The following is a 25,935-nucleotide window of genomic DNA, read 5'->3' as shown; positions in this document are numbered from 1 at the left end:
CACCGGTCGTGGCGAGGGTGATCGAGGTCTTCAGGGACTTGCGCATGTCTTCGTTCCTTTGCTTGTCGCGCTCGGCGCGGATCTGGAATGGGATGCGCGCCGAACACACCCAGCGAAGGGGTGGAGAACCAGCGATGTGCGGCTGGTGAGCGCTTGCGGGCCGTTCCCGGCTTGTGACAGTGATTCGGCACCGATCCCGACATGGTTTGGGTGGGTTTCCCGTCGTTACCGTCCTGTTACATCCAGCCGGTGCGCCACGTTGGACAGGCCGATGCAGGTGGGGCGCCCAACGGGGAGATTCGGCGGGACGAATCCTCCTGATCAGGCCTTTCCGGTCACGGAGGCTGCGATCGACGTGGCAGGATCGTCGGGTTCCGAGACGACGGTGTCTCCTCCGTCCGTCTCGAGAGGCACGACCCCATGTCGTTCTGGGCCCTGTTCCTGATCGCGATCGGCGTCTCCGCCGACGCCTTCGCCGTCGCGCTCGGCAAGGGCCTGCACATGAAGCGGTTCTCCGCGCGCCAGGCCGTCGTCATCGCACTCGTGTTCGGTGCTTTCCAGGCGCTCATGCCGCTGCTCGGGTGGCTGCTCGGCACCACCTTCGCCAGCGCCATCGCCGACGTCGACCACTGGGTCGCCTTCGGCCTGCTCGCGCTCGTCGGCGGGAAGATGCTGTGGGAGGCCTTCCACGGGCACGAGGACACCGACGAGGACACGGACCGGCTGAGCGTCCGGGAACTGCTCGTCCTCGCCGTCGCCACGAGCATCGACGCGCTCGCGGTCGGCATCACGCTGGCGTTCCTGCCCGTGTCGATCGGGTGGGCGGTGCTGCTCATCGGGGTCACGACCGCGGTGCTGAGCTACGTCGGCGTGGTGGTCGGCCGCCGGGTCGGTGCACGCTTCGGCAAGCCGGCGGAGATCGCCGGGGGCGTGGTGCTCATCCTCATCGGCGTGCAGATCGTGCTGGAGCACACCGGCGTCCTCGGCTGAGCCGTGTCCCCACGGGCGGACGGTGCCGAGAGCGGAGGAGGACGCTCAGACACCCAGCGGCGTCGGTGCGCCGAACCACAGTGCCACCGGTGCGACCACGACGAGCAGTGCGCTGGCGAGCAGCACGGCGGTCGCTGCGGTCGGCGCCCGTCTCCCGCCGAGTGCGACGGCAGCGAGGACCAGCGCTGCCACCGAGCCGCACCACGGTCCGACGGCCAGGACCACGACGAGCGGCCACAGGAAGAGCGCCGTGTCCGCGCCGCGCAGCAGCACCGGCAGCCAGAGAGCTGCCCAGAGCACCAGGAACGCTCCGGCGGACACCGACGTCAGGACGGTCGCGACGACCAGCGCGGTTCCCCGAGCGCCGATCGGGCCGGTTGTCATGGACACAGCTGGAGCCTAGCGAGCCATCTCTCGGCGGCCGACGCCCTCACTGGTCGACGGAGCGACATCGCCGATGCTCCGCGCCGTCGGGGTACCGGCGGGGAGTGACCCGGCGCAGCTGGTCACCGGGTCTGGGCCGTCCGCCGGTGGAGCGCCCCGCTCCCGCCGACGAGCGGACCGCCCGGAGCGCCCCGGCGCACGGCCACCACCTCGGCCATGATCGCCAGTGCCATCTCCGCCGGTGTCTCCGCTCCGATGTCGAGCCCGATCGGGGAACGCAGTCGCGCGGTGTCGGGCGTCCGGAGGTCGTGCAGCACCGCCAGACGCCGCTCGTGCGTCGCGCGGGACCCCATCGCCCCGACGTACCCGGCACCGCGGCGGAGGGCGAGGTCGAGCACCTCGGCGTCGAACCGGTCGTCGTGGGACAGCAGCACCACGACGGTGTCCGGCCCGATCGCGGTGTCGGCCAGCACCCGGGGCGGCCACCCCACGATCCGCTGCTGCGCCGCCGGGAACCGCTGGTCGGTGAGGAACACCGGCCGCGGGTCGACGACGGTGACCGCGTAGCCGAGCATGGCCGCGGTGTTCGTCACGGCGACGGCGAACTCGACGGCTCCGACGACGACGCAGCGGGCGCGGCCGCCGGCGTACTCGGTGAAGACCCGCGTCCGGCACCCGTCCGCCGGACGCACGACCGCGCCGAGCGACGCGGGCTCCAGGGACACCGTGAGCGACGTCGGCGTCCCGGCGGCGGCGGCACGGAGCGCGTCGAGCACGACGGCGTCGGTCGGCATGACGCGGTGGACGAGGACCTCGACCCGCCCGCCGCACCGCAGCCCCGGCGCCCAGTCGGCAGCGGGGTCGGACGGGTCCTCGAACCCGAAGCGCTCGAGCACGGCGACACCGGTCGTCAGGACCTCCTCCGCCGTCAGGTACAGCGACCCTTCGACGCACCCGCCGGAGATCGTCCCGACGACCTCGCCGCCGGGCAGGACGGCCATCGAGGTGCCGGTCCCGCTCGGTGCGCTGCCCTGCACGTCGACGGCGGTCGCGACGACGACGGGGTCACCGGCGTCGAGCACGGCCAGGAGGCGCGGTGCCAGTTCGAACATCACGCACCTCCGGCGTCGGTCGCGTCGGCCAGCAGCGCCCACACCCGGTCCCGGGTCATCGGGAGACGGTACGGCCGCGCGCCGATCGCGTCCCGCACGGCGTTCGCGATGGCCGGGGCGACGGGGTTGTAGGGGGCCTCGCTCATGGACTTCGCCCCGAGGGGACCGAGCGGGTCGTGTGTGTCGGCGAACAGCACCTCGGTGCGTGGCACGTCGGACATCTTCGGCACCCGGTAGGACCGGAAGGCGTCGGTGGTGACCCGTCCGGTGTCGTCGAGCACGACCTCCTCGTACAGGGTCGAGCCGACCGCCTGCGCGGCACCGCCCTCGACCTGCCCCCGGAGTTGTTCCGGGTTGAGCACCGTGCCGGCGTCCACCGCCTGGACGCTCTGCAGGACCCGGACCTCACCGGTGGGGCGGTGCACGGCGACCCGGGCCCCGTGCACGGTGAACGCGAGCGACCGGGGCGTGCCGTCATGGGTGCCGTGCGCGACGAGCGGACCGTCGACGAGCAGTTCCGCGTGCCCGACGAGTTCGTCGCCGACCCGCACACCCCCGGGCTCCACGGCGACCGCAGGCCCGAGCACGCCGGAGGCGGTTCGCGGGGTCCGGGCCGCCACGACCGCGAGTGCCCGTGCGGTCATGTCGTCGCGCAGTGCCTGCGCGGCCGCGTACAGGGCACGTCCGGCGACGACGACGCCTGCGGAGCCGAACGCACCGGTGTCGTGCCGTGCGGCGTCGGTGTCGGACTGGTGCACCTCGACGCGGTCCGGGGTGGTGCCGAGCGCGGTGGCGACGAGCTGCGTGTGCACGGTCGTCGTGCCGTTGCCGAACTCGGCCGTGCCGACGCCGATCCGGTAGCGGCCGCCCGGCAGCAGCTCGACCGAGGTGTGCGCGTGGTGTCCCCGCGGCGGCATGGTCGCGATGGCCGCGAGCGCGACGCCGGTGCCGAACGCCCAGTCCGGGGAGCCGTCGGGCCCGGGACCGGTCAGGACCGGCCCGTCCGTCCGCGGGACCTCGGGCAGGGGCCCGGCCAGGGCCTGTTCCACGAGGTCGAGGCACTGGTCGAGCCCGTAACTGCCCTCCCACCGCAGGTCGGTCTCCTCGTGCGGGTCGGTCACGACGAGCGGGTCACCGGGCACGACGACGTTCCGCCGCCGGAGCTCGAGCGGGTCGATGCCGAGCTCCCGCGCCAGTTCGTCCATCGCGGACTCGATCGCGAACACCACCTGCCCGAGGCCGTACCCGCGGAACGCCCCCGATGGCAGGTTGTTCGTGTACACCGACTCCGCGTCCACCCGCTTGGCCGGGCACCGGTACACCGCGACGGACTCGCTGACCGAGTGGAACATGACGCCGATGCCGTGGTTGCCGTACGCCCCCGTGTCCATCGTCTGGTCGACGTGCATCGCGGTCAACCTGCCGTCGGTGTCGGCGCCGAGGCGGACCCGGACGCGCATGGGGTGCCGCGTCGGCGCGATCGTGAACTCGTCGCGTCGGCTGAACTCGTACTGCACGGTCCGGCCCGTGCGCAGCACGGCGAGCGTGACGAGGTCCTCGGTGAGCATCTCCTGTTTGCCGCCGAACCCCCCGCCGACCCGCTTCGCGACGACGCGCACCCGGGCCGGGTCGAGCGCGAAGACGCGGGCGATCTCGTCCCGCACCAGGAACGGGACCTGCGTGGCGGTCCGGAGCACGAGCCTCCCGTCCGGGTCCACCCACCCGCGGGTGGCGTGCGTCTCGAGGGCGGCGTGCGAGACCCGGCCGGTGCTCCAGGTGCCGTCGACGGTCGCGGCGGCGACCGCGAGGGCCGCTCCGACGTCGGCCGTCTCGCCGTGGAGGCTCGCCACGACGTTCCGCGTCGGCTCGGCGATCCGGTGCTCGGCCGACGTCTTGTCGCCGTGCAGGAGGGGTGCGCCCGGTCGGCGTGCGGCGTCCGGGTCGTGCACGCTCGGCAGGACCTGGTAGTCGACGCGGAGGAGCGCACACGCCAGCTCGGCGGTCCGGACGCTGTCGGCGACGACCGCGGCGACCCGTTGTCCGCGGAACCGCAGCACGCGGTCGAGGACCCGGGTGTCGTCCGGGTCGTCGAGCCGCGACTCGTGCCGTCCGGTGGAGAACAGGACGCCGGGGTCGTCCCGGTACGTCAACACCGCGTGCACCCCGGGGAGCGCCTCGGCCGCGGTGGTGTCGATCGCGGTGATGCGGGCGTGCGAGTGCGGGCTGCCGAGGACGGCGAGGTGCAGCAGGGCCTCGGTGGCCCGGACCGCGGGGGTGTCGGGGACGTCGAGCGTGTACTCCTCCTGCCCGGTGACGACGCGCATCGCGGCCGGCGCGACGACGGACGTCCCGACCGCTGCGCCGGGGGTCGCGCACGCGGTGTTCACGACACCGTCGAGCGCGTCCTCGATCGCCCGGTACCCGGTGCAGCGGCAGAGGTTGCCCTTGAGCTTCCGGTGCCGGTCGGCGTGATCGTCGTCGGTGAGCGTGGACGCGGTGACGACGAACCCCGCCGTGCAGAACCCGCACTGGAACCCCGGAGCCTCCGCGAACGCGCGCTGCACCGGGTGCGGGTGCTCCGGGGTGCCGAGGCCCGCTGCCGTCGTCACCGTCCGGCCGTCCATCCGGTGTGCGGGCGTGATGCAGGAGTGCACGGGCACCCCGTCGACGAGCACCGAGCAGGCACCGCAGTCGCCGGCGTCGCACCCCTTCTTCACCGACGTCACGCCGTGCTGCCGGAGGAGCGTCCGGAGGACCTGACCGGGCTGCGGTGCGACCTCCATCGGGGTGCCGTCGACCTCGATCCTCATCGGGTCCCTCCCGCTGCGGCTTCGTCGCGGAGCTCGTGTGCGGAGCGGGTGCTGACCGCGCGGCGCCAGGCGGGGGACCCGTGCGGGTCGTCGTACCAGTGGTCGTCGGACCCGAGCGCGGCCGTGAGCGCGTCGTCGAGCCCGTCGGCCGTCGGGACCCCGGCGAACCGGAACACGATCGGGCGCGGGGTAGCCGCCGTGACCACGAGCACGAACTCCTGCGCGGACCACCGTGCGGTGACGAGGGACCCCGACCGGCCGTACGGGCTGAGCGACACGCGCCGGTACCCGGTCGTCGCTCGGAGAGCCGCCTCCGGGACCTCGAAGGACCGGATGACCTCGTCGTGGCGCAGGTCGAGCGTGCGCACGCCGAGGACGAGCCGCTCGACGGGCACCCGCCGCTCCCCGCCGTCCGGCGTCCACACGACCGCGGTGGCGTCGAGCGTGACGAGCAGCGCCGTCATCGCACCCGCGGGCAGTCCGACGGCCACGTTCCCGCCGACGGTCGCGGCGTTCCAGACCTTGAACGACGCGAGCAGGGCGTTCGCGCACTGCTCGACGAGCGGCCATGCGCGCCACGACCCGTCCGGCCGGACGCGCAGCAGCGACGCGATCGTGCAGGTCGCGGCGACGGTCAGGCTGCCGGCCGCCCGTTCGACGTCGGGCCAGCCGAGCGTCGTCAGGTCGACGAGGCCGGTCAGGCCGGGCTGTTCCTCGGAGAACAGCCACGTGCCGCCACCGAGCGGGCGGTCACCGGGGGAGAACGCGAGGTCGTCGCGGTGCGACGGTGTCCGCACGGTGCGGACGGAGACGAGGTCCATGGACGGGTCCGATCAGGGCAGGGCGACGGGGGACGGTCAGCGCACCGACTCGTCGGCCGTGCGCGATCATGCCCCGGTTCCATGCCATGTCGGCAACCGTAGGGAACCGGTGTTTCAGCACCGTTTCGGGGAAGCAACAGCCGGTGGCGGTCGCCGCGCGGGAGCCGTGACCTGCTCGACCCCTGCCCGAAACACGGGGGTGCCATCCTCCGGGACATGACCGTTCCGCTGTCCACCCCCGTCGTCGTCCACGTGTTCGACCGACTCGACGACGCCGACGCCCGTGCACTCGTGACGTCCTGGGCCGCCGTGCCCCGGTGGGTCGAGGCCGTGCTCGCCGGTCGTCCGTTCGGCACCGTCGGCGCCCTCACTGCGGCGGCCGACCGGCTCGCACGCACGTGGACCGACGCCGAGGTCGAGGCCGCCCTCGCCGAGCACCCGCGCATCGGTGACCGTCCCGTCGGTGACGGGGCGGCGGCAACGGCCTCCCGGCTCGAGCAGGCTGCGTCCGCCGGTGCCGACGCGGCCACCGCCGCGGCGCTCCGGCAGGGGAACGCGGACTACGAAGCGCGGTTCGACCGGGTGTTCCTGGTCCGGGCCGCCGGGCGGACCGCGGACCAGGTCCTCGCAGAACTCCGCCGACGACTCGGCAACGACGACGACACCGAACGCACCGAGGTCGCCGACCAGCTGCGGGAGATCGCCCTCCTCCGACTCGCCAGGAGCGTCGCATGAGCCACCTCACCACCCACGTGCTCGACACCACGCACGGTCGACCGGCCGCGGGCATCGCCGTCACGCTCGTCGACGCCGACGGGGTGCTCGTCGCGTCCGGCACCACCGACCCGGACGGCCGCATCGCCGCGCTCGGCCCGGACCGCCTGCCGCCGGGGGAGTGGACGCTGACGTTCGCCACCGGCGCGTACTGGGCCGGACTCGGCCTGCCGGCGTTCCACCCCCGCGTGGTCGTCGTGCTCACGGTGCCGGACGACCCCGGGCACCTGCACGTCCCCCTGCTGCTCAGTCCGTTCGCCCACTCCACCTACCGAGGGAGCTGACCCCGACCATGACCGACACCACCACGACCGGCACCACCACATCCGGCACCACCACCAGCACGTCCGTCCCGACGACCGTGCACCTCGGCGCGAACCAGTACGGGAAGGCCGAGGTCCGCCTGGTCCGGGTCACCCGCGACACCGACCGGCACGAGATCGAGGACCTCACCGTCACCACGCAGCTGCGCGGCGCGGCGCTCGCCGACTCCTACACGGACGGCGACAACGCGAAGGTCGTCGCGACCGACACGCAGAAGAACACCGTGTACGCCTTCGCCCGCGAGCACGGCGTGCACAGCCCCGAGGAGTTCCTGCTCCGGCTCGGCCGCCACTTCACCACGGCCTTCGACTGGTACGACGGTGCGACGCTCTCCGCCGAGCAGCACACGTGGGAGCGCATCACGGTCGCAGGGCGCGAGCACGACCACGCCTTCGTCCGGGCCGGTGCCGGCACCCGGACCGCGGTCGTCCAGGTCGACGGCGACGACGTGCACGTCATCGCCGGCGTGACGGACCTGACGGTGCTCAAGTCCACCGGCAGCGAGTTCCACGGTTTCCCGCGGGACGGCTACACCACCCTGGCCGAGACCGACGACCGGATCCTCGCGACCTCGGTGACCGCCCGCTGGCGGTACCTGCCGGACGCGGTCGCGGCGGGCATCGACCACGACGCCGTGTACACCGGCGTGCTCGAGACCATGCTCGCGACCTTCGCGGAACTGCACTCCCTCGCGCTGCAGCAGACACTCTTCGCGATGGGCCGGGCGGCGATCGAGGCGTTCCCCGAGATCGCCGAGGTGCGGTTCTCGATGCCGAACAAGCACCACTTCCTCGTCGACCTCGCGCCGTTCGGGCTCGACAACCCGGGCGAGGTCTTCTTCGCCGCCGACCGCCCGTACGGCCTCATCTCCGGCTCGGTCGTCCGGGACGGCGTGGCCGAGGCGCCCGCTGCGTGGACAGCGCTGCCCGGGTTCGTGTGACCGGGGCAGTTCCCCGGTGAGCGACCGCGCCGGGGGCACCACGGGCCTCCTGCTGGCGGCCGGGGCGGGCACCCGGATGGGCATGCCGAAGGCGCTGGTCCGCGACGCCGGCGGGCGACCGTGGGTCACCACGGCGGTCGACACGCTGCTCGCCGGCGGGTGCGACGCGGTCGTCGTCGTGCTCGGGGCGTCCGCCTGGGAGGCCCGCCCGCTGATCCCGGACCGGCCGGCGGTCCGCACGGTGGTCGCCTCGACGTGGGCAGAGGGGATGGCGGCGTCGCTCGCAGCCGGGCTCGCCGGCGCCAGGGAGGACGACGAGACCGCCGCCGTGCTGGTGTCCCTCGTCGACCTGCCGGACCTGCCGGTCGCGGCGGTCCGGCGCGTGCTCGACGTGCCGGGTGACCGTCGCGGAGCGCTGCGCCGCGCCGTGCACGGCGGACGCCCGGGGCATCCCGTGCTCGTCGGGCAGGCGCACTGGGCCCCGCTGGCGGCGGTGCTCCACGGGGACCTCGGAGCTGGCCCGTACCTGCGGTCCGCCGGCGCCGAGCGGGTCGAGTGCGGCGACCTGTGGGACGGCCACGACCACGACCGGCCGGGACCCGGCCGCCGGTGAGCCGGGCGTGGCACGGACGACGGGAGGCCCGGTACCACCGGTACCGGGCCTCCCGTCTGCGCAGGTGACGACTACGCGACCGACGCGCGCACCTCGGCGAGGGTCGGGTAGTCGGTGTAGCCCTCGGCGCCCTGACCGTAGAAGAGCTCCGGCCGCGGCTCGTTGAGCTCGGCGTCCTGTTCCCAGCGCTCGGCGAGGTCCGGGTTCGCGATGGCCGGGCGGCCGACGGCGATGGCGTCGGCGATGTCCTCGTCGACGACCATGACCGCCTCGTCGCGGGTGGTCATCGCGCTGAAGCCGGAGTTGACGACGAACGGCGCACCGGCGGTCCGACGGATGTGCTGCACCAGGTCACCGGCGGGGTCGGCGTGCAGGACGTCGATGAAGGCGAGGCCGAGCGGTGCGAGCCCCTCGGCGATCGCGCTGTAGACGGCGCGCACGTCGTCGGCGTCGTCCTCGACGACACCCTGGATGCCGTGCGCCGGGGACAGGCGGATGCCGGTGCGGTCGGCGCCGATGGCCTCGGCGACTGCCGTGGTGACCTCCACTGCGAAGCGCGCGCGGTTCTCCGGCGAGCCGCCGTACTGGTCGGTCCGGGTGTTCGAGTGGGTCGACATGAACTCGTGCACCAGGTAGCCGTTCGCTCCGTGCACCTCGACGCCGTCGATGCCGGCGGCGACGGCGTTGCGGGCGGCCTGCACGAAGCCCTGGACGGCCTCGGCGACCTCGTCGGTGGTGAGCTCGTGGGGGACCGGCATGTCGGCCTTCGAGCCGTCGGCCAGGTGCGTCTGACCGGGGGCTGCGACCGCGCTCGGGCCGACGATGCGGGGGGTCTGCGAGATCGCGGGGTGCGAGACGCGGCCGCCGTGCATGAGCTGCATGACGATGGTGCCGCCGCGCTCGTGCACGGCGTCGGCCACGCGGCGCCAGCCGGCGATCTGCTCCTCGGTCTCGATGCCGGGCTGCCCGGGGTACGAGCGGCCCTCCTGGACGGGCCAGGTGCCCTCGGTGACGATCATGCCGAGGCTCGCGCGCTGCGCGTAGTGCTCGACGAGCAGGTCGTTCGGGACGCCGTGCTCACCGGCGCGGGTGCGCGTGAGCGGTGCCATGACGATGCGGTTGCTGAGTCGGAGGGCGCCGAGGGCGGCGGGTTCGAAGAGCTTCACGTGGAGCGGGAACACGAGCGCCGTGTTGCGTATTCCGACTTCACGCGCCGCAGCGGTCCGTCGGCGTCAGCGGCGCGGGCAGACGAGGGTGGAGGAGCGCACCTGGCCCTCCGGCCGGATCACGGTGTGCAGGGACAGCGGCTGGTGACAGATCGGGCACTCGCGGTCGACGGTCCGGTCGTCGATCCCCTCGGGGTGGCCGGCACCGATCTGTGACGGGCCCATCTTGTCGATCAGCGTCGTGTTCCAGCGTTCGTACCACCGGGCGAAGCGTCCCATGGTTGCCTTCCGTTCGTACCCTGATCGTTAGTGTACTCGCTGTCCGTCTCAGGCCGAGTCGACGACCTCCAGGAGTGCGGTGAGTTCGTCCTTGAGCGCCTCGAGCCGTGCGACCGGCCATCCCAGCCGTGCCGCGACGGTGACCGGGACTGCTTCGGCGCGGTCGCGGAGTGCGCGCCCCGCGGTCGTCAGCGACACCGCGAGCTGTCGTTCGTCCTCGGTGCTCCGGCCACGACGGACGTAGCCCGACGCTTCCAGCCGCTTCAGGAGTGGGCTCAAGGTCGCGGACTCCAGACGGAGGTCGTTCGCGATCTCCCGCACCGAGCGCGGGTCACGCTCCCACAGGGCGAGCATCACGAGGTACTGCGGGTGGGTGAGGCCCATCGGTTCGAGCAGCTCGCGGTAGAGCCCGACGACGCTCCGGCTCGTGGCCGCGAGGGCGAAGCAGAGCTGCCGGTCGAGGGAGAGCGGGTCCGTCGCGGTGTTCGCCATGCAGCCACCGTACCCTTCGTGCACGAAGAGTCGCACGAGCGGTGCCCGCGACCGGACGCACTGGAGGCCCGGTGCCGGTCTCGTGGACCGGCACCGGGCCTCCAGGCGGTGGCGCTGCTGCCTACGCGCGGTGCGCCGGCGGGTGTCCCGAACCGTGCGTCGGCGCGTCCGGCTCCGCCGGAGCGGCGTGCGACCCGTGGTGGCCGCCGCCGGACTGTGCATCGCCGACGGGGTCCGTCGCTGCCTGTCGGGCGTCGGCCCGTCCCGTGGCGGCCGGGGTGCTGCCGTCCGCGACGGAGCGGTGCCCGGTGGCCGGCTGCATGCGCTCGAGCTTCGCGCCCTCCACGTCCACGTCCGGCAGGATCCGGTCGAGCCACTTCGGGATCCACCAGGCGCTCCGACCGAGCAGGTGCATCACGGCCGGGATGAGCAGCATGCGGACGACGAACGCGTCGAGCAGGACACCGAACGCCAGACCGAACCCGATCGGCTTGATGGTCGAGGACTCCGAGAAGATGAAGCCCGCGAACACCGAGATCATGATGATCGCGGCCGCCGTGACCACCGCGCGGCCGGCGTGCAGCCCGCGCTGCACCGCGACCTTCGCGCTGGCCCCGTGGGCGTACGCCTCACGCATGCCGGAGACCAGGAAGAGCTGGTAGTCCATCGCGAGCCCGAACAGGATGCCGATCTCGATGATGGGCAGGAAGCTCAGGATCGGTGCCGGGTCGTGCACGCCGAACACGCTGCCGAGCCAGCCGAACTGGTAGATCGCGGTCAGGCCACCGAACGAGGCGAGCACGGACAGGATGAACCCCGCCGTCGCCGTGATCGGCACCAGGAACGACCGGAACACGATGATGAGGATGATCAGCGACAGGCCGACCACGACCGCCAGGTAGAGCGGCAGCACGTTCGCGAGCTTCTCGGACACGTCGATGTTCGCACTGGCGTTGCCCGCGACGCCGAGTTCCACCCGTCCGTCATCGGTCGAGACGCTCTGGGCGCGGAGGTCCTTGACGAGCTCCTCGGTCGAGACGCTGTCCGGGCCGCCGTTCGGCTTCACCTGGAAGGCGATGATCGTGCGGTCCTTCGACGCGCCGATCGGGAGCACGGCGTCGACGTCGTCGTTCTCCGCGAGCGCCTGGCCGATGGTGACCTCGGTCGCGGTGACGTCGTCCTCGCTGACCGCCTGCGGCAGTGTCGCGACGACGAGCAGCGGACCGTTCTGACCGGCGCCGAACTCCTGCTCGAGCGTCTTGTACGCCTTGTACTGGCTGGACTCGACCGCCTCGGACGACCCGGAGGGCAGACCGAGTCGCATCTGCGTGGCGGGGAGGGCGATCGTGCCGAGGACGGCGACGCCCGCGATGAGGGTGATGACCGCGCGCCAGGTCGACATCGGCTTGTTCGGCACCCGGACGGACCCGGTGTTGCCGATCTGCTCGCGCTCCTTCTTCCGCAGGATCCGGAGGCCGAGCAGCGACAGCAGTGCCGGCGTGAACGAGGTCGCGATGAGGATGGCGAACAGGACCGCCACCGCCCCGACCGTGCCCATCAGGCCGAGGAACGGGATGCCCGTGATGTTCAACGCCAGGAGCGCGACGATGACCGTCGTGCCGGCGAAGACCACGGCGTTGCCCGAGGTGCCGTTCGCGAGCCCGATGGACTCGTGCACGCCCATGCCCTGCTTCAGCTGCGTCCGGTGCCGGTTGAGGATGAACAGCGAGTAGTCGATGCCGACGGCCAGGCCGAGCATCACCCCCAGGACCGGCGTGACCGAGATGAACTCGACGAGGTCCGAGAACGAGAGCGACGCGAGGGTGGCGACGCCGACGCCGAGCACCGCGCTGAGGAGCGGGATCGCGGCACCGATGACGGTGCGGAGCATGAGGAACAGCACGAGCGCCGCGATGACGACGCCGATGATCTCGCCCGGTCCGAGGATTGAGGGCACGCCCTGCGCGATGTCGTTGGACACGTACACGTCGACGCCGCTGATCGTCGCCGCCTCGGCGCGGTCGGAGATCTCCTGCTTCGTGGTCTGCGGGACCTCGTAGGTCGACTTCGTGAACTGCACCGTGCCGATGGCCGCGGAGTCGTCCGACGAGACGAAGCGGATGTCCTTCGACAGGTCGAGCAGGTCGGAACCCTGTTCGAGGTCACGCTCGCTGTCCTCGAGCTTCTGCGTGTTCTGGTCGATGGTCTTCTGCGCGTCGGCGAGCTGCTGCTCGCCCGCCGTGAGTTGCTGCTGCTGGGCGTCGATCTGCGCCTGCGCCTGCTCGAGCTGCTGCTGGCCGGCCTGTGCCTGCGCCTGGGCGGCGGGGCTCGCAGCCGCGGCGGCACCGGCGGCGCCGGCCTGGGCCTCCGCCTGGGCCTTCTGCGCGTCGAGCTGGGCCTGGGCGTCCGCGATCTGCTGCTTGCCGGACTCCAGCTGCTCCTTCTGGGCGTCGAGCTGCGCCTGACCGTCTTCGAGCTCCTTCCGCCCGTCGCTGATCTCCTTGCGCCCGTCGACGATCTTCTGCCGCTGGTCGTCGAGTCGCTGCTGCGTCGCGAAACCGTCGGTCGTGCCCTTGACACCCGGCAGGTCCTCGAGGTCCGTCAGGAACGCCTGCACGTCGTCCCGCTGGGCGCTCGTGAAGGCCCCGCCGTCCTTCGTCTGGAAGACGATCGTCCCGTTGCCGCCGTTCGCACTCGGGAACTTGTCGGCGAGTTCGTCCTGCACCTGGCTGGTCTTCGTGCCGGGGATCGAGATCGCGGAGGAGATCGTGCCCGAGAACAGGCTGAAGGTGACACCGGCGATCGCCATGAGCACGATCCAGGCGATGATCACCGTCCAGTGTCGGCGGGCCGCGAAGCGACCGAGGCGGTAGAGGAGACCGGCCATGCTGGGCGCCGTTCCTTTCGTGGTGGAGGGTTGTTGGTCGGAGTGGGGTGCGCCGGTGGACCCCGGGGGAGTGGTCGGTGGAGCAGGTCAGGATTCGGGGAGGTAGCCGCTGCGGACGCTGTGCACGAGCCGCCCGAGCAGTGCGTCCCAGGCGGCCCGGGCGTCGTCGTCGAGCCGCGGTCCGGTGGTCGTGAGCCAGTGGTCGGCGATCACGACGATGCCGCTCATCAACGAGTCCACCAGCAGGGCGGTGTCCAGGGCATCAGCTGCGGGATGGCGACGGGCGACCTCGCTGCGGAGGCGTCCCGTGACGCGCGCGAAGGCGGTCTGCGTCAGGGCGGTGGCCTTCGGGTCGTCGCCCTCCGGCTCGCCGAGGATCCGGTGCAGGCGGACGATGGCGCTCGGCAGGTCGGTGCCGCGGGCGGCCGACTCGAGCTCGTCGAACATCGCCGACCGTGAGCCGTCCCCGACCGGCGTGCTGGCGATCTCGGCCAGGAACCGGTCGATGATGACGGACAGTGCCTCCTCGCACACGGCCAGGCGTACCTCGTCGAGCGAGGCGAAGTGGTTGAAGACGGTGCGCCGGGCGACGTCGGCGCGTGCCGCGAGTTCGTCGACGCTGAACTCGCCGCCGCGGTCTTCGATGAGCTCGCGGGCAGCGCCGAGGATCGCCTCGCGGTGCCGTGCCTTGAGGGCAGCACGGCGATCGGGCGAGCGGGTCACGACGACGACACTAGGTGCATCGATGCACTCGGTGCATCTTCGCCGGGCCGATCCTCAGGAACGTCCCCCGGTCGACTCAGCGCGATGCGCGCCGGTGTCGTCCGTGTCGCTGCAGCAGTGCCACCCAGCGGGGGAGGCGGCGATCGCCGGCGACGACCGCCTCCACGGTGGGGGACGGTGCGAACGCGAACCAGGGGCAGTTGGGGCAGACGTGCAGCCACTCGTGGACGGCGAGCCCGACGCCGTAGTACTGGTTCCGGGCGACGCGGAGCGGGCGTGAACACCGGGGACAGGACAGCTTGCCGCCGTCCCGGTCGATCGCGATCGATGGGGTGGTGTCTGCAGTGGTGCGTGCATCGTCGACAGCAGTCATGGCCCGAACCTCTCCGGTGTCCCGTCACGCTCCGTTGCGTGGCTGTGCGGAGAGGATACGACGCCTCCGGCCGCGTCGCACACCCGATCACCGCCGTGTCCGATGGACGCGGGGCCGGGCGTGCGGCGCTGCCGGTGCGGGTGGTGTCAGCGGAGCTGACGGAACGTCGCGCGGATGTCGGCGACGAGCAGTTCCGGCTGCTCGAGCAGGGCGAAGTGGCCGCCGCGGGCGACCTCGCTGAAGTGCACGAGGTGCGTGTACCGACGTTCGGCCCAGCGGCGGGAGCGTCGGACGTACTCGCCCGGCATGATGCTCAGGCCGACCGGGACGGTGAGCGGTGCCTCCACCGTGCCGGGGTTCGCCCACCCCGTCCGGTTCGCCTCCCAGTACATCCGCGCCGAGGAGGCCGCGGCGTTCGGGAGCCAGTAGAGCATCACGTCGTCGAGCACCTCGTCGCGGCTGAACAGCCGCTCGGCGTCGCCGTGTTCGTCGTGCGAGCCGCCGACGTCCTGGAACATCGCGTAGATCCACGCGGCCAGGCCGACCGGGGAGTCGCTGAGTGCGTAGCCGATCGTCTGGGGGCGCGTCGCCATCTGCTGCGAGTAAGCGGACAGTTCCTGCCAGTAGTGGCCGCTCTCCTGGAGCATCGCCTGCTCCTCCGGGGAGGCGTTCCGGACTTCGTCGTCGGTCGGCATGAACAGCGCCATGTTGAGGTGGATGCCCGCGAGCCCGATCCCCTCGGCGGCTTCGAGCGCGGCGAGTCCGGCGGTCACGGTCGCGCCGAGGTCGCCGCCCTGCGCGAACCAGTCCGTGTACCCGAGACGGTGCATCAGCACCGACCACGCACGTGCGGTGCGCGCCAGGTCCCAGCCCGGGGTGGTCGGCTTCCCCGAGAACCCGAACCCGGGCAGGCTCGGGATGACGAGGTGGAACGCGTCCTCCGGCGCGCCGCCGTGGGAGACCGGGTCCGTGAGCGGCCCGATCGCGTGCCGGAACTCGAGGACGGAGCCGGGCCAGCCGTGGGTGAGGAGCAACGGCCGCGCTCCCGGCTCAGCCGATCGGACGTGGAGGAAGTGCACGTCGAGCCCGTCGATCGTCGTCGTGTGCTGGCCCCATCCGTTCAGGAGCGTCTCGACCCGTCGCCAGTCGTAGTCGGTCGCCCAGTGCTCGACCAGGGCGCGGATCTTCTCGAGCCGCGGTCCCTGCGAGGTGTCCGGCACGGTCTCCCGATCGGGCCACCGGGTGGCGAGCAGGCGCTGCCGGAGTTCGTCGAGTTCCTCCTGCGGGACGTCGAGGGTGAAGGGGGTGATCGCGGCCTGGTCGCTCATGGTGGTCTCCTCGTCGGGGAACGACTTGCTCCCGCTCAGAGATGATCTTTGCACAAGACTATCTCAGAGGTGTACCGTCTGCTGCATGGACGATCGAGTGACGGCAGATGACCTCCCTGAGATCGACTGGGACGCGCAGGGCATCGAGACCGAGCTCGGTTGGGCCGTCCCCCTCGTCCTCCAGGAGTACGTCCGGCTCGGGAGCGTGGCGGTCGCGGACGTCCCCGGCGGTCCCCGCGGCTACCAGGTGCTCGTGGCGACCACGACGGAAGAAGCCTCCTCGCAGCTCCTGCTCGCGAACCGACTCGGCATCGACAAGACCCAGATGACCTACGTCATCGACGCGCTCGAGGCCGGCGGGTTCGTCGAACGCCGACCGGACCCGACCGACCGCCGTGTCCGTCAGGTGCACCCGACCGACGCCGGGCGCGCCCTGCTCAGCCGCACCCGCCGGACCCTCAGAGCTGCCGAGGAGGTCCTCATGCGGCACCTCGAGCCGGACGAACAGACAACGATGCGTCGGCTCCTGGCCCGCGTCGCGCTCGCCGCTGGGGCAGGGACAGCAGGAGCGCGCGGGGACGACCCCGCGTTCGAGCACCCCCTCGCCGTCCCGGAGCGATCCCGGCGGCGCACGCAGACCACCACCTCGTCGACCTCGTCGACCACCCCACAGTGAGGCCACTCCCCATGACCAGTACCGTCCTCGTCGCCGGCGCCACCGGCGACCTCGGCCAGCGCATCGTCCGCGAACTCGTGGAGCGCGACGTCCGCGTCCGGGTCCTCACCCGGCCCGGGAGCGGGACCGCCACCGACCTCTTCGGCGCCGACCCGCGCGTCGACGTGGTCGCCGCGGCCTACACGGACCACGCGGCCCTCACCGAGGCCGTGGCAGGGGTCGACGTCGTCGTCTCGGCCGTCAGTGGGACCCGTCCCGTGATCGTGGACGCGCAGCGCGCCCTCCTCGCGGCGACCGTCTCGGCCGGCGTGCCGCGCTTCATCCCGTCGGACTACTCGGCCGACTACCGACGCATCACGCCCGGCACGAACCGCAACTTCGAACTCCGACGCGAGTTCGCCGCCGAGGTCGACGCCGCGCCCGTCCGCGCGACGTCGATCCTCACCGGCATGTTCACGGACCTGCTCACCGGCCAGGCGCCGATGATCCTGTTCGGGCGGCGCCGCGTCCTGTTCTGGTCCTCCGCCGACCAGGTCCTCGACTTCACCACGAAGGACGACGTCGCCCGCGTGGTGGCCCTCACCGCGTTGGACGACGACGCCCCGCGCGTCGTCGAGACGGCGGGCGACCACATCTCGGCACGGGACGTCGCGCACATCATGAGCGAGTTGACCGGCACCGCCTTCCGCCTGCAGTGGGCCGGCACGACCGGGACGCTCTCCGCGATGAGCGCGGTCGGGAAGCGGCTGTCGGGGAACCCGGACGAGACGTTCCCGGCCTGGCAGGGGATGCAGTACTTCGTGAGCATGTTCAGCGGGGAGGCGCAGCTGCGGCACGTCGACGACGACCGCTACGGTCCGCACACCTGGACGACCGTCCGCGACGTGCTCCGAGCACACCTCGAGCCGGACGCGACCCGGTGACGGAGGGGCCGTGACGCCCCGGACGGAGGACCGTTAGCGTGGCGGCCATGACGCAGATCGACCTGACCGGGCGGACCGCCCTGGTGACCGGCTCCACGCAGGGCATCGGACTCGCGATCGCCGTGGACCTGGCCCGCGCCGGGGCGTCGGTGGTCGTGAACGGACGCGGTTCGGACGGGGTGCAGCGGGCGATCGGTGCCGTCCGCGATGCCGTCCACGGGGCGCAGGTCGACGGTGTCGCCGCCGACCTGTCCACGGCGGACGGCGCGGCCGCGGTGCTCGACGCGCACCCGCACGTCGACGTGCTCGTCAACAACCTCGGGATCTTCGGCAGCCGCGACCCGTTCGCGATCACCGACGACGAATGGCGCCACTACTTCGAGGTGAACGTCCTCTCCGCGATCCGCCTGATCCGCTCCTACCTGCCCGCGATGACCGAGCACGGGTACGGGCGCGTGGTGTCCATCGCGAGCGACTCCGCCGTCGTCACCCCGGCCGAGATGATCCACTACGGCATGACGAAGACGGCGCTCCTGGCGGTGACGCGGGGGTTCGCCAAGGCGGTCAAGGGCACGGGCGTCACCGTCAACACCGTGATCGCCGGACCGACCCACACCGCCGGCGTCGAGGACTTCGTCGCCGAGCTGGTCGGCACCGACCTGCCCTGGGACCAGGCACAGCGCACGTTCATGCGGGAGCACCGGCCGCAGTCCCTCGTCGAGCGCCTGCTCGAACCGGAGGAGGTCGCCCACATGGTGACCTACCTCGCGTCGCCGCTGGCGTCCGCCACGACGGGCGGGGCGCTCCGCGCGGACGGCGGGTACGTCGACGCGATCCTGCCGTGACCGGGCGACGGGGCGGGCACACCCCGGTGGCAGCGCTCGCCGCGGTGGTGGCCCTGTCGCTCGGCCTCGCCGGGTGCCAGGACGCAGCTGCGTCCGATGCGACGCACAGCCCGTCCGGGATGGCCGCCGCGACCTCCGGACAGTCGACGCCGACGCCGACGTCGACTCCGGCAAGGATTCCGGCACCGACGACGGACGCGGCCGCCGAGCGGGCCTTCGCGGCACTCGAGACCGAGCACGACGCCCGGCTCGGCGTCGTCGCGATCGACACCGGCAGCGGGGTCGGTGTCGCGCACCGGGCGGACGAGCGGTTCGCGTTCGCCTCGGCGGCGAAGGTGTTCATCGCCGCGACCGTGCTCGACGCCGCCGCACCGGACGACCTCGACGCCGTCGTGCCGATCGGCCAGGGCGACGTGCTCTCGTACGCGCCGGTCACCGGTCAGCACGTCGGCTCGGGCATGACGGTGCGCGCACTGCTCGCGGCGATGGTGCGCTCGAGTGACAACACGGCGGCGAACCTGCTCGTGGCCAGGGTCGGCGGGCCGGCTGCCGTGCAGCGGTGGCTCCGCGGCATCGGGGACGACGTGACCCGGGTCGACCGCGTGGAACCGGACCTGAACGAGGCCGTGCCCGGTGACGAGCGGGACACGACCACCCCGGCGCAGTTCGCCGCCGATCTCCGCACGGTCCTGCTGGGCGGCGCCCTCGACCCCGACGACCGCGCGTTGCTCGTCGACCTGATGCGCGGGACGACGACGGGTGCGGGGACGATCCGCGCGGGCGTGCCCGAGGAGTGGACGGTCGCGGACAAGACCGGCACCGGGTCGTACGGCGTGCGGAACGACGTCGGGATCGTGACACCGCCCGGGCGTGACCCGATCGTGCTCGTCGTGATGACGGGCCACGACACCGCGGACGCCGAACCGGACGACGCGCTCGTCGCCGCTGCCACCCGCACCGCCCTGCGGGGCTGATCCCCGTCGGTCAGCGGGGGAGCACCGCCGACCACCGCTCGACGGCGTCGTAGGCGCGCTCGCGCACCGGCGCCGCCGAGAGCACGACGTCGTGCAGCGCGCCGTGCAGTCGGCGGACCGTCACCTCGTCGCCGAGTGACAGTGCGCGTCTCGCGACGGCGTCGACGTTGAGGGCCACGTCGGCGTGGGACATGCCCTCGTTCCACCGCGGCTGCAGCATGCTCTTGTCGCTGAGCATGACGAGCACCGGGACCGTGAGGCCGAGCCCGTGCGCGACCCGCTCCTGCCCGGCGAACACCGCGGCGAGCCAGCCCGGGTGCAGCGGGAAGCCGCGTTCGGGTCGCCACCGTTGGTCGTACGTCCACGACCCCTCCGCGGAGCTCGACACCGTGCGTGTGTAGAAGCCGGGGTCGACCGCCGGCATCGGCGCGAGGGGGTTCCGCTTCGCACCCAGCTTGATGACGGGCGCGACGACCGCCCGCCCGATCGCGTCGGCCTGGAACTCGAGCCACGGGCTGTTCAGCACGAGTCCCTCGACGAGCGCCGGGTGCCGCGCTGCCCAGAGCGCCAGCGTGAGCCCGCCCGTGGAGTGGCCCATCGGCACGAGCCGGCGGCGCTGCCCGGGGTGCTCCGCCCGGATCGCGTCGAGCGCGGCGGCGATGTCCTCGTCGTAGGTGGCCAGGTCGCCCACGTGCCCGGGCGTCTGGTGCGGCCGCAGGCTCCGCCCGTACTTCCGCAGGTCGAGGGCGTGGAAGCGGGCGCCGAGCCGTTCGACGCGCTCGGCGAGCTCGGTCTGGAAGAAGTAGTCCGACCACCCGTGCACGTACAGGACGTCGACGTCGTGCAGCGGACCGGCGTGGGGTCGGAGCCGGTCGGTCATCGTCCGCCGCCGACGGACCAGGGTGGCGACGACCGGGCCTTCGGCGTCCTCGCCGAGCGGGAGCTCGAGTCGCTCGTACGGCGGGCCGAGGACGTCCTCGTGCCACCCCGCGTCGGTCATGCCTCGTTCCTACCGCACGACGCTGCGCGACGACGGACGGGAGGCCCCCATCTCCTGGTGGAGGGCCTCCCGTCCGTGGTCGTGGGGTCGTTCAGGCGACCGGCTCGCTGTCGTCGAGCCAGCCGGCGAGCTTCGTCATGTAGTCGGCCTGCGAGGCGTAGTCGAGCGCCGGGAAGGTGAAGCTGTGCACCTGACCGGCCTGCAGGGCCGGGTTGTCGGCGAACGTGGGCTGCTTCTCGAGGTCGGCCACCTGGTAGCCCTGCTGCGACAGCAGGATGACGTCGGCCGAGATCTGGCCCGCGTTCTCCCAGCTGTAGATGCCCCAGTAGAAGCCCTTCGGCTTCGGGGTCACCAGGTCGACGCCGAAGTCGCTCCACATCTGCAGCGTGGGCTCGTCGGACGGGCGGGTGACGTAGGCGCCGTCACCGTCGGCGTACATCGAGACGACGGACAGGCCGCTCTCCTCGGACGCGGTCCGGAGGGTCTCCTTCGCCGTGTCGAACTGCTGCTCTGCGGACTCCACGGCGGACTCGTCGGCGCCGAGGTCCTCGGCGAGGTCGGCGATGTCCTCGATGACGTCGAGGCCCTTGCCGCCCCACTTGACCGTCGCGACGGGGGCGATCGCCTCGACCTGCTCCTGCTGCTCCTTGTCCTTGAAGCCGTAGGCCGGCTGCGAGGCGTCGAGCGTGCCCTCCGCGTCGGTCGGGTAGACCGAGGTCACGACGAGGTCGGGCTTCAGCGCGGCGAGCTGCTCGAGGTCGATGTCGCCGTAGGCGGTGCCGAGCTGCGTGATGCCGTCCTGGTCGAGGTCGTCGAAGCGGGCGTCCTTCGCCATCGGGAGCTGGCCGAAGGTGCCGACCGGGCGGAGGCCGTACTCGATGAACGAGATCGCGATGTCGTTCAGGACCACGACGCGCTCCGGCGTGTGGTCGACCTTCACCGTCGTGCCCATGGCGTCCTCGTACGACCAGGCCCCGGACGACGCCTTCGCGTCGTTGCCGGTGTCGTCGGAGGCACCGGTGCCGGAGCACCCGGTGAGGATGAGGGCCGTCGCGGTGACGGCGGTCAGGAGGGCGGCACGAACGGAGCCGCGGCGGGGAGTGTTCACGTTAGGTGAGCCTAACCTAACCAGGAGTTCCGCACCAGTCCGGGTCGCCCTCGGCCTCAGTCCGCGTTCCCGTCCGCCTCCGGCACGACCATCGGCGAGCCGGTCACCGGGTCCGGGACGACCCGCGCGTGCAGCCCGAACGCCCGCTCGAGCAGTGCAGGCGTGAGGACGTCGACCGGGGACCCGTCCGCGACGACCCCGCCGTCGTGGAGCACCACGAGGCGGTCGGAGTAGCGGGCGGCCAGCGTGAGGTCGTGCAGCACCATCACGACCGTGGCGCCCTGCTCCCGGTTGATCCGACGCACCAGACGCAACACGTCGAGCTGGTGCGCGAGGTCGAGGTAGGTGGTGGGTTCGTCGAGCAGGAGCGTGTCCGCCCGCTGCGCCAGGACGAGCGCGATCCAGGCGCGCTGCCGCTGCCCGCCGGACAGGCTCGCGACGTCGCGGTGGGCGACCTCGGTCAGACCGGTCGCGGCGATGGCGTCCTCCGCCACGGCGGCGTCCTCGGCGGTCCAGGGTCGGGCCCACGACTGGTGCGGGTTCCGGCCGCGCATCACCAGGTCGAGCACGCTCGTCCCGGCCGGCGCGAGGGGCGACTGCGGGAGGATCGCGAGCTTCCGCGCGACCGCCCGGTTCGCCTCCTTCCGGATCGGCGCACCGTCGAGCAGCACCTCGCCGGACTGGGGCTTGAGCACACGGCCGAGCGCCTTGAGGAGCGTCGACTTGCCGCAGCCGTTCGCGCCGAGGAACGTCGTCACCGTGCCCCGCTCCACCGCCAGGTCGAGGTCGCGGAGCACCGGGTGCTTGTCGTACCCGACGGACAGGCCACGGGCCTCCAGGACGGGTCCGGCGTGCACGCGGTCCGGCGTGGTCACGGCCGCGGGGGCCGGCGGGGTCGTCGTGGTCATCGGGACATCTCCTTGCGGTGACGGATGAGGAGCCAGATCAGGTACGGGGCGCCGATCACGGTGGTGACGATGCCGACCGGCACCTGCCAGGGGAACGCCGACCGGGCGAGCAGGTCCGCGCCGAGCACGAGCACCGCCCCGAGGGCCGCCGACAGCAGCAGCGGCGGCCGGTTCGTCCCGGCCAGTCGCACGGCGATCTGCGGCACGACGAACGCGACGAACCCGACCGGGCCCGCGGCAGCGACCGCCGCGGCCGTGAGGACGACCGCCAGGCCGATGACGAGCAGCCGGTGCCGCTGCACGCCGAGGCCGACGCCGGTGGCGACCTCGTCCCCGAGCTGCCCGATCCCGAGCGCCGCCGACGTGGCGAGCGCGATCGGGACGCCGACCGCGGCGATGACGAGGAGCGGCCACACGGTCGTCCACGACGTGCTCGAGAGACTGCCGACGAGCCACTGCGACGCCGCTGTCGCCTGGGTGATCTTCGCGCGGACGAGCAGGTAGCTCGTGACCGCGTCGAGCGTCGCGCTCACCCCGATGCCGACGAGGATCAGGCGGTGGCTCTGCACCCCGCCACGCCAGCCCAGGCCGTAGACGATCGTGGCGGCGACGAGCGCCCCGATCGTGGCGGCGACGGGGATGCCGCCGCCGAGGACCAGGGCGCTCACCGAGTAGCTGCCTCCGCCGAGGACGACCGCGGCCACGGCGCCGACGCTCGCGCCTGAGGTCACGCCGATGATGTCCGGCGTCCCGAGCGGGTTGCGCGTGAAGGTCTGCGTCAGGGCTCCGGCGACCGCCAGGGTCACGCCGACGAGGGTCCCGGTCAGGACGCGGGGGAGGCGCAGGGTCGTCACGATGAACGACTCCGGCCCGGACTCGAGTCCGAGCAGCGCCCGCACGACCGTGCCCGGTGCGATGAAGGTCGAGCCGATCGCGACGCCGAGCACGACGAGGAGCAGGGCGGCGACCACGGCGACGACCGAGGTGGTGAGGACCCGCGGACGCCAGGCGAGCCCGATCGGCCCGATGCGGATGCCCTTCCGGGCCCCGGCCGGTGTCGCGGCGGGCGCGGTCGTGGTCGCCGCACTCACAGGGACACCAGCGATCGACGGCGTGCGACGGCGACGAACACCGGTCCGCCGATGACGGCGAGCACGATCCCGACCTCGACCTCGGCGAACCCGCCCACGAGTCGGCCCACGACGTCGGCGAGCAGGACGAGCGCGGCGCCGAGCAGCGCCGAGGCGGGCAGGGTCCAGCGGTGGCCGGTGCCGACGACGGCCCGGGCGACGTGCGGGACGGTCAGCCCGACGAACGCGACCGGACCGGCGGCTGCCGTCGCGCCCGCGGCGAGGAGCGTGATGCCACCGAGGCCGACGAGCCGGGCGGTGAGCAGGTCCTCCCCGAGTCCCTTCGCGAGCTCCGAGCCGAGGCCGAGCGCGTCGAGGGCGCGGGTGTTCCAGATCGCGAGCACGAGTCCGACGGCCATGAACGGCCACGCGGCCTGCAGGACGTCGAGCTGTCGGCCGGACAGTGACCCGACGACCCAGAGCCGGTACGCGTCGAGGGACTCCTGGTCGGTGAGGACGATGAACGAGGTCAGGGCGCCGAGCAGCGCGGACACCGCGGCGCCGGCCAGGGCGAGGGGGACGGGGCTCGCGGTCCCGCTGCCGGCGACCGTGACGGAGAAGACGACGACGCTGGCGACCAGTGCGCCGACCAGGGCGAACCAGACCGAGGCGCCGGTGCTCGTGACACCGAAGACGTACACGCCGAGCACGACGGCGAGGCCGGCGCCGGCGGAGACGCCGAACAGCCCGGGGTCGGCGAGCGGGTTCCGCGTGTGCCCCTGCATGAGGAGCCCGGCGATCCCGAGCGCGGCGCCGACGCTCGCGCCGATCAGCGTGCGGGGGATGCGGGAGCCCCAGACGACGGCCTCGTCGGTGCCCGAGCCGCTGCGGGTGAGGCCGGCGAGCACCCGGTCCACGCCGATGTGGTTGCTGCCGAGGAGCATGCTCGCGACCGCTGCGCCGAGCACCAGCACCGCCAGCCCGAGCAGGACGCCGACCCGACGACGAGCCGTCCGCTGGTGGACGCCGGTGGCACCGATCACCGCTCCGGGAGGGGCAGCGGGCGCGGTTCGGACGGCGAGGGGAGGGGGTGGCACGGGAGCCATATTAGGTTAGCCTTCCCTCATGGCGAAGATCCCGAGGCTGATGCCCGAGAACCCGCGGCTGTTCCGGGCGCGGGTCGTCCGTACCGAACGGCACACCCCGTCGGTCCACCGCGTCACCATCGCGAGCGACGAGATCCGCGACTTCCCGTTCCTCGGCTTCGACCACTGGTTCCGCCTGTTCCTGCAGCGCCCCGAGCAGGACGCCTTCCGGATGCCCGAGCTCGACGGCGCCACGTGGTGGCCGCAGTACCTCCGCATCCCCGAGGAATCGCGACCGCACTGCGCCAACTACACCGTCGCCGGACACCGGCCGGAGCTCGGCGAGATGGACATCGACTTCGTCGTGCACACCGACCAGGACGGCGGACTCGAGGGCCGCGCGGCGATCTGGGCCTGCAGCGCCCGACCCGGTGACGAACTCGCCCTGCTCGACCAGGGCTGCATCTTCGACTGCCCCGACGACGCCAGCGAGGTCGTCATCGCCGCCGAGGAGACCGGCCTGCCCGCCGTCGTCGGCATCGCCCGCTCGCTCCCGCGCGACGCCGTCGGCCGCATCATCCAGGAGGTCCCGACCGCGGACGACGTCCGCGACCTCGACGCCCCCGCCGGGGTCACCGTGACGTGGCTCGTGCGCGGCGACGCCACCGCGGTGCCCGGTCGTGCGGCGCTCGCCGAACTGCAGCGGCACGTGCCCTGCGACGACCGCGGGTACGCCTTCGTCGTGGGGGAGTCCCGACTCGCCACCGAGGGCCGCCGCCACCTGCACCGCGCCGGGTTGCCCAAGTCGCGGATCACGTTCTCCGGCTTCTGGAAGCACGACGCACGGATGCCCGTCCCGGCCTGAGCGGCGCGCGTATCCTCGCGCCATGAGCTGCCGCCTGAGCGAACTGGTCCTCAACTGCGACGACCCCGAGGCGCTGTCACGCTTCTGGTGCGCCGTCCTCGGATACGTCGAACTCGGCGCGGACGAGGACGGCATCGAGATCGGCCCGGCGTCCGGCTTCGGCGGCGCTGCGCCCACGATCATCCTCTCCCGCGTGCCGCACGCGAAGACCCAGCCGCTGCGCCTGCACCTCGACGTCAACCCGGTCGACCGCGACCAGGACGCGGAACTCGAGCGGCTCCTCGCACTCGGTGCCCGCCCGGCGGACGTCGGGCAGACGGGCGACGAGTCGTGGCACGTGCTGCAGGACCCCGAGTGCAACGAGTTCTGCCTGTTGCGCACGCGGCTCGCTCCGCTCGCCTCCGCCTGAGACCACCCACGACGGACGGGAGGCTCCCCACCGACTGGTGGGGAGCCTCCCGTCCG

At 72.6% G+C, this 25,935-nt stretch carries 27 protein-coding genes; 11 read left to right on the top strand and 16 right to left on the bottom strand.

Features of this window, described 5'->3' with window-relative positions:
• Positions 1-420: 420 nt before the first annotated feature.
• Positions 421-990, top strand: coding sequence for a manganese efflux pump MntP family protein (locus DEI95_RS01825; RefSeq protein ID WP_110824819.1), 570 nt, complete (start codon positions 421-423; stop codon positions 988-990).
• Between the two features lie 45 nt (positions 991-1,035).
• Here DEI95_RS01825 and DEI95_RS01820 read toward each other — a convergent pair whose 3' ends face one another.
• The 4 genes from DEI95_RS01820 to DEI95_RS01805 form a co-directional block, all read right to left on the bottom strand.
• Positions 1,036-1,380 (bottom strand): hypothetical protein, encoded by a 345-nt coding sequence (locus DEI95_RS01820; protein WP_146232859.1) that lies wholly within the window; start codon positions 1,378-1,380, stop codon positions 1,036-1,038.
• Positions 1,381-1,496: 116 nt separating this feature from the next.
• The gene (locus tag DEI95_RS01815) at positions 1,497-2,486 is read right to left on the bottom strand and encodes an XdhC family protein (protein ID WP_111059164.1); all 990 of its coding nucleotides are present in this window, start codon (positions 2,484-2,486) and stop codon (positions 1,497-1,499) included.
• The gene (locus tag DEI95_RS01810; RefSeq protein ID WP_111059163.1) at positions 2,486-5,296 is read right to left on the bottom strand and encodes a molybdopterin cofactor-binding domain-containing protein; all 2,811 of its coding nucleotides are present in this window, start codon (positions 5,294-5,296) and stop codon (positions 2,486-2,488) included. Before DEI95_RS01810 ends, DEI95_RS01815 begins: the two co-directional genes overlap by 1 nt.
• Positions 5,293-6,117, bottom strand: a complete 825-nt coding sequence (locus DEI95_RS01805; protein ID WP_111059162.1) for a xanthine dehydrogenase family protein subunit M — start codon at positions 6,115-6,117, stop codon at positions 5,293-5,295. Before DEI95_RS01805 ends, DEI95_RS01810 begins: the two co-directional genes overlap by 4 nt.
• Before the next feature lie 216 nt (positions 6,118-6,333).
• On the opposite strand from DEI95_RS01805, the gene uraD reads away from it, so the two are divergent.
• Genes uraD through DEI95_RS01785 form a run of 4 tightly spaced genes read left to right on the top strand, consistent with a single transcriptional unit; the run spans position 6,334 to position 8,768 of the window.
• Positions 6,334-6,852: a 2-oxo-4-hydroxy-4-carboxy-5-ureidoimidazoline decarboxylase gene (uraD, locus tag DEI95_RS01800; protein ID WP_111059161.1), complete on the top strand. Its 519-nt coding sequence runs from the start codon at positions 6,334-6,336 to the stop codon at positions 6,850-6,852.
• Positions 6,849-7,175 carry a hydroxyisourate hydrolase gene (uraH, locus tag DEI95_RS01795; protein ID WP_111059160.1) on the top strand — a complete coding sequence of 109 codons (327 nt, stop codon included), beginning with the start codon at positions 6,849-6,851 and terminating at the stop codon, positions 7,173-7,175. The genes uraD and uraH overlap by 4 nt, the downstream gene beginning before the upstream one ends.
• Positions 7,176-7,183: 8 nt before the next feature.
• The gene (gene pucL / locus DEI95_RS01790) at positions 7,184-8,155 is read left to right on the top strand and encodes a factor-independent urate hydroxylase (RefSeq protein ID WP_111059159.1); all 972 of its coding nucleotides are present in this window, start codon (positions 7,184-7,186) and stop codon (positions 8,153-8,155) included.
• A 16-nt stretch (positions 8,156-8,171) separates the two neighbouring features.
• Positions 8,172-8,768, top strand: coding sequence for an NTP transferase domain-containing protein (locus DEI95_RS01785; RefSeq protein ID WP_258367394.1), 597 nt, complete (start codon positions 8,172-8,174; stop codon positions 8,766-8,768).
• A 71-nt stretch (positions 8,769-8,839) separates the two neighbouring features.
• On the opposite strand, the gene DEI95_RS01780 is transcribed toward DEI95_RS01785, so the two are convergent.
• The 7 genes from DEI95_RS01780 to DEI95_RS01750 all read right to left on the bottom strand — a co-directional run bounded on the left by DEI95_RS01780 (position 8,840) and on the right by DEI95_RS01750 (position 16,016).
• Positions 8,840-9,934: an alkene reductase gene (locus DEI95_RS01780; protein ID WP_110824811.1), complete on the bottom strand. Its 1,095-nt coding sequence runs from the start codon at positions 9,932-9,934 to the stop codon at positions 8,840-8,842.
• A gap of 66 nt (positions 9,935-10,000) precedes the next feature.
• Positions 10,001-10,213: a hypothetical protein gene (locus DEI95_RS01775; RefSeq protein WP_110890165.1), complete on the bottom strand. Its 213-nt coding sequence runs from the start codon at positions 10,211-10,213 to the stop codon at positions 10,001-10,003.
• 48 nt (positions 10,214-10,261) lie between these two features.
• Complete coding sequence (locus tag DEI95_RS01770) at positions 10,262-10,705, bottom strand: MarR family winged helix-turn-helix transcriptional regulator (protein ID WP_111059196.1); 444 nt, start codon at positions 10,703-10,705, stop codon at positions 10,262-10,264.
• A 121-nt stretch (positions 10,706-10,826) separates the two neighbouring features.
• On the bottom strand, positions 10,827-13,592 hold the full coding sequence (locus DEI95_RS01765; protein WP_111059158.1) for an MMPL family transporter: 2,766 nt from the start codon (positions 13,590-13,592) through the stop codon (positions 10,827-10,829).
• Positions 13,593-13,679: 87 nt separating this feature from the next.
• Positions 13,680-14,315 (bottom strand): TetR/AcrR family transcriptional regulator, encoded by a 636-nt coding sequence (locus DEI95_RS01760; protein WP_181420373.1) that lies wholly within the window; start codon positions 14,313-14,315, stop codon positions 13,680-13,682.
• A gap of 76 nt (positions 14,316-14,391) precedes the next feature.
• Positions 14,392-14,688 carry a hypothetical protein gene (locus DEI95_RS01755; protein WP_111059156.1) on the bottom strand — a complete coding sequence of 99 codons (297 nt, stop codon included), beginning with the start codon at positions 14,686-14,688 and terminating at the stop codon, positions 14,392-14,394.
• A 146-nt stretch (positions 14,689-14,834) separates the two neighbouring features.
• Positions 14,835-16,016 (bottom strand): epoxide hydrolase family protein, encoded by a 1,182-nt coding sequence (locus DEI95_RS01750; protein ID WP_111059155.1) that lies wholly within the window; start codon positions 16,014-16,016, stop codon positions 14,835-14,837.
• A gap of 85 nt (positions 16,017-16,101) precedes the next feature.
• Between DEI95_RS01750 and DEI95_RS01745 the strand changes: the two genes are divergently transcribed.
• Genes DEI95_RS01745 through bla form a run of 4 tightly spaced genes read left to right on the top strand, consistent with a single transcriptional unit; the run spans position 16,102 to position 19,434 of the window.
• Entirely contained in the window at positions 16,102-16,692 is a 591-nt protein-coding gene (locus DEI95_RS01745) for a MarR family winged helix-turn-helix transcriptional regulator (RefSeq protein ID WP_111059154.1), read from the top strand.
• Between the two features lie 11 nt (positions 16,693-16,703).
• Complete coding sequence (locus tag DEI95_RS01740) at positions 16,704-17,615, top strand: NmrA family NAD(P)-binding protein (protein ID WP_111059153.1); 912 nt, start codon at positions 16,704-16,706, stop codon at positions 17,613-17,615.
• 47 nt (positions 17,616-17,662) lie between these two features.
• On the top strand, positions 17,663-18,460 hold the full coding sequence (locus DEI95_RS01735) for an SDR family NAD(P)-dependent oxidoreductase (protein ID WP_110824803.1): 798 nt from the start codon (positions 17,663-17,665) through the stop codon (positions 18,458-18,460).
• Complete coding sequence (gene bla / locus DEI95_RS01730) at positions 18,457-19,434, top strand: class A beta-lactamase (protein ID WP_258367393.1); 978 nt, start codon at positions 18,457-18,459, stop codon at positions 19,432-19,434. The genes DEI95_RS01735 and bla overlap by 4 nt, the downstream gene beginning before the upstream one ends.
• Before the next feature lie 10 nt (positions 19,435-19,444).
• Here bla and DEI95_RS01725 read toward each other — a convergent pair whose 3' ends face one another.
• The 5 genes from DEI95_RS01725 to DEI95_RS01705 form a co-directional block, all read right to left on the bottom strand.
• On the bottom strand, positions 19,445-20,434 hold the full coding sequence (locus tag DEI95_RS01725; protein ID WP_110911725.1) for an alpha/beta hydrolase: 990 nt from the start codon (positions 20,432-20,434) through the stop codon (positions 19,445-19,447).
• A 91-nt stretch (positions 20,435-20,525) separates the two neighbouring features.
• Complete coding sequence (locus tag DEI95_RS01720) at positions 20,526-21,542, bottom strand: ABC transporter substrate-binding protein (protein ID WP_110824801.1); 1,017 nt, start codon at positions 21,540-21,542, stop codon at positions 20,526-20,528.
• Positions 21,543-21,598: 56 nt separating this feature from the next.
• A complete protein-coding gene (locus tag DEI95_RS01715; RefSeq protein WP_110890156.1) occupies positions 21,599-22,450 on the bottom strand; it encodes an ABC transporter ATP-binding protein in 852 nt (283 codons plus the stop codon).
• Positions 22,447-23,541, bottom strand: coding sequence for an iron ABC transporter permease (locus DEI95_RS01710; protein ID WP_258367392.1), 1,095 nt, complete (start codon positions 23,539-23,541; stop codon positions 22,447-22,449). Before DEI95_RS01710 ends, DEI95_RS01715 begins: the two co-directional genes overlap by 4 nt.
• Positions 23,538-24,617 (bottom strand): iron ABC transporter permease, encoded by a 1,080-nt coding sequence (locus DEI95_RS01705; protein WP_258367391.1) that lies wholly within the window; start codon positions 24,615-24,617, stop codon positions 23,538-23,540. The genes DEI95_RS01710 and DEI95_RS01705 overlap by 4 nt, the downstream gene beginning before the upstream one ends.
• A 28-nt stretch (positions 24,618-24,645) precedes the next feature.
• Between DEI95_RS01705 and DEI95_RS01700 the strand changes: the two genes are divergently transcribed.
• Both DEI95_RS01700 and DEI95_RS01695 read left to right on the top strand, forming a co-directional pair.
• On the top strand, positions 24,646-25,470 hold the full coding sequence (locus DEI95_RS01700) for a siderophore-interacting protein (protein WP_110901447.1): 825 nt from the start codon (positions 24,646-24,648) through the stop codon (positions 25,468-25,470).
• Positions 25,471-25,492: 22 nt separating this feature from the next.
• Positions 25,493-25,879, top strand: coding sequence for a VOC family protein (locus DEI95_RS01695; RefSeq protein ID WP_111059151.1), 387 nt, complete (start codon positions 25,493-25,495; stop codon positions 25,877-25,879).
• The last annotated feature ends 56 nt before the right edge of the window (positions 25,880-25,935 follow it).

It is taken from the genome of Curtobacterium sp. MCBD17_008, assembly GCF_003234475.1.
Classification (GTDB): domain Bacteria; phylum Actinomycetota; class Actinomycetes; order Actinomycetales; family Microbacteriaceae; genus Curtobacterium.
The sequence above is the reverse complement of the archived record's forward strand: the minus strand, read 5'-3'. Positions and strand labels throughout refer to the sequence as shown.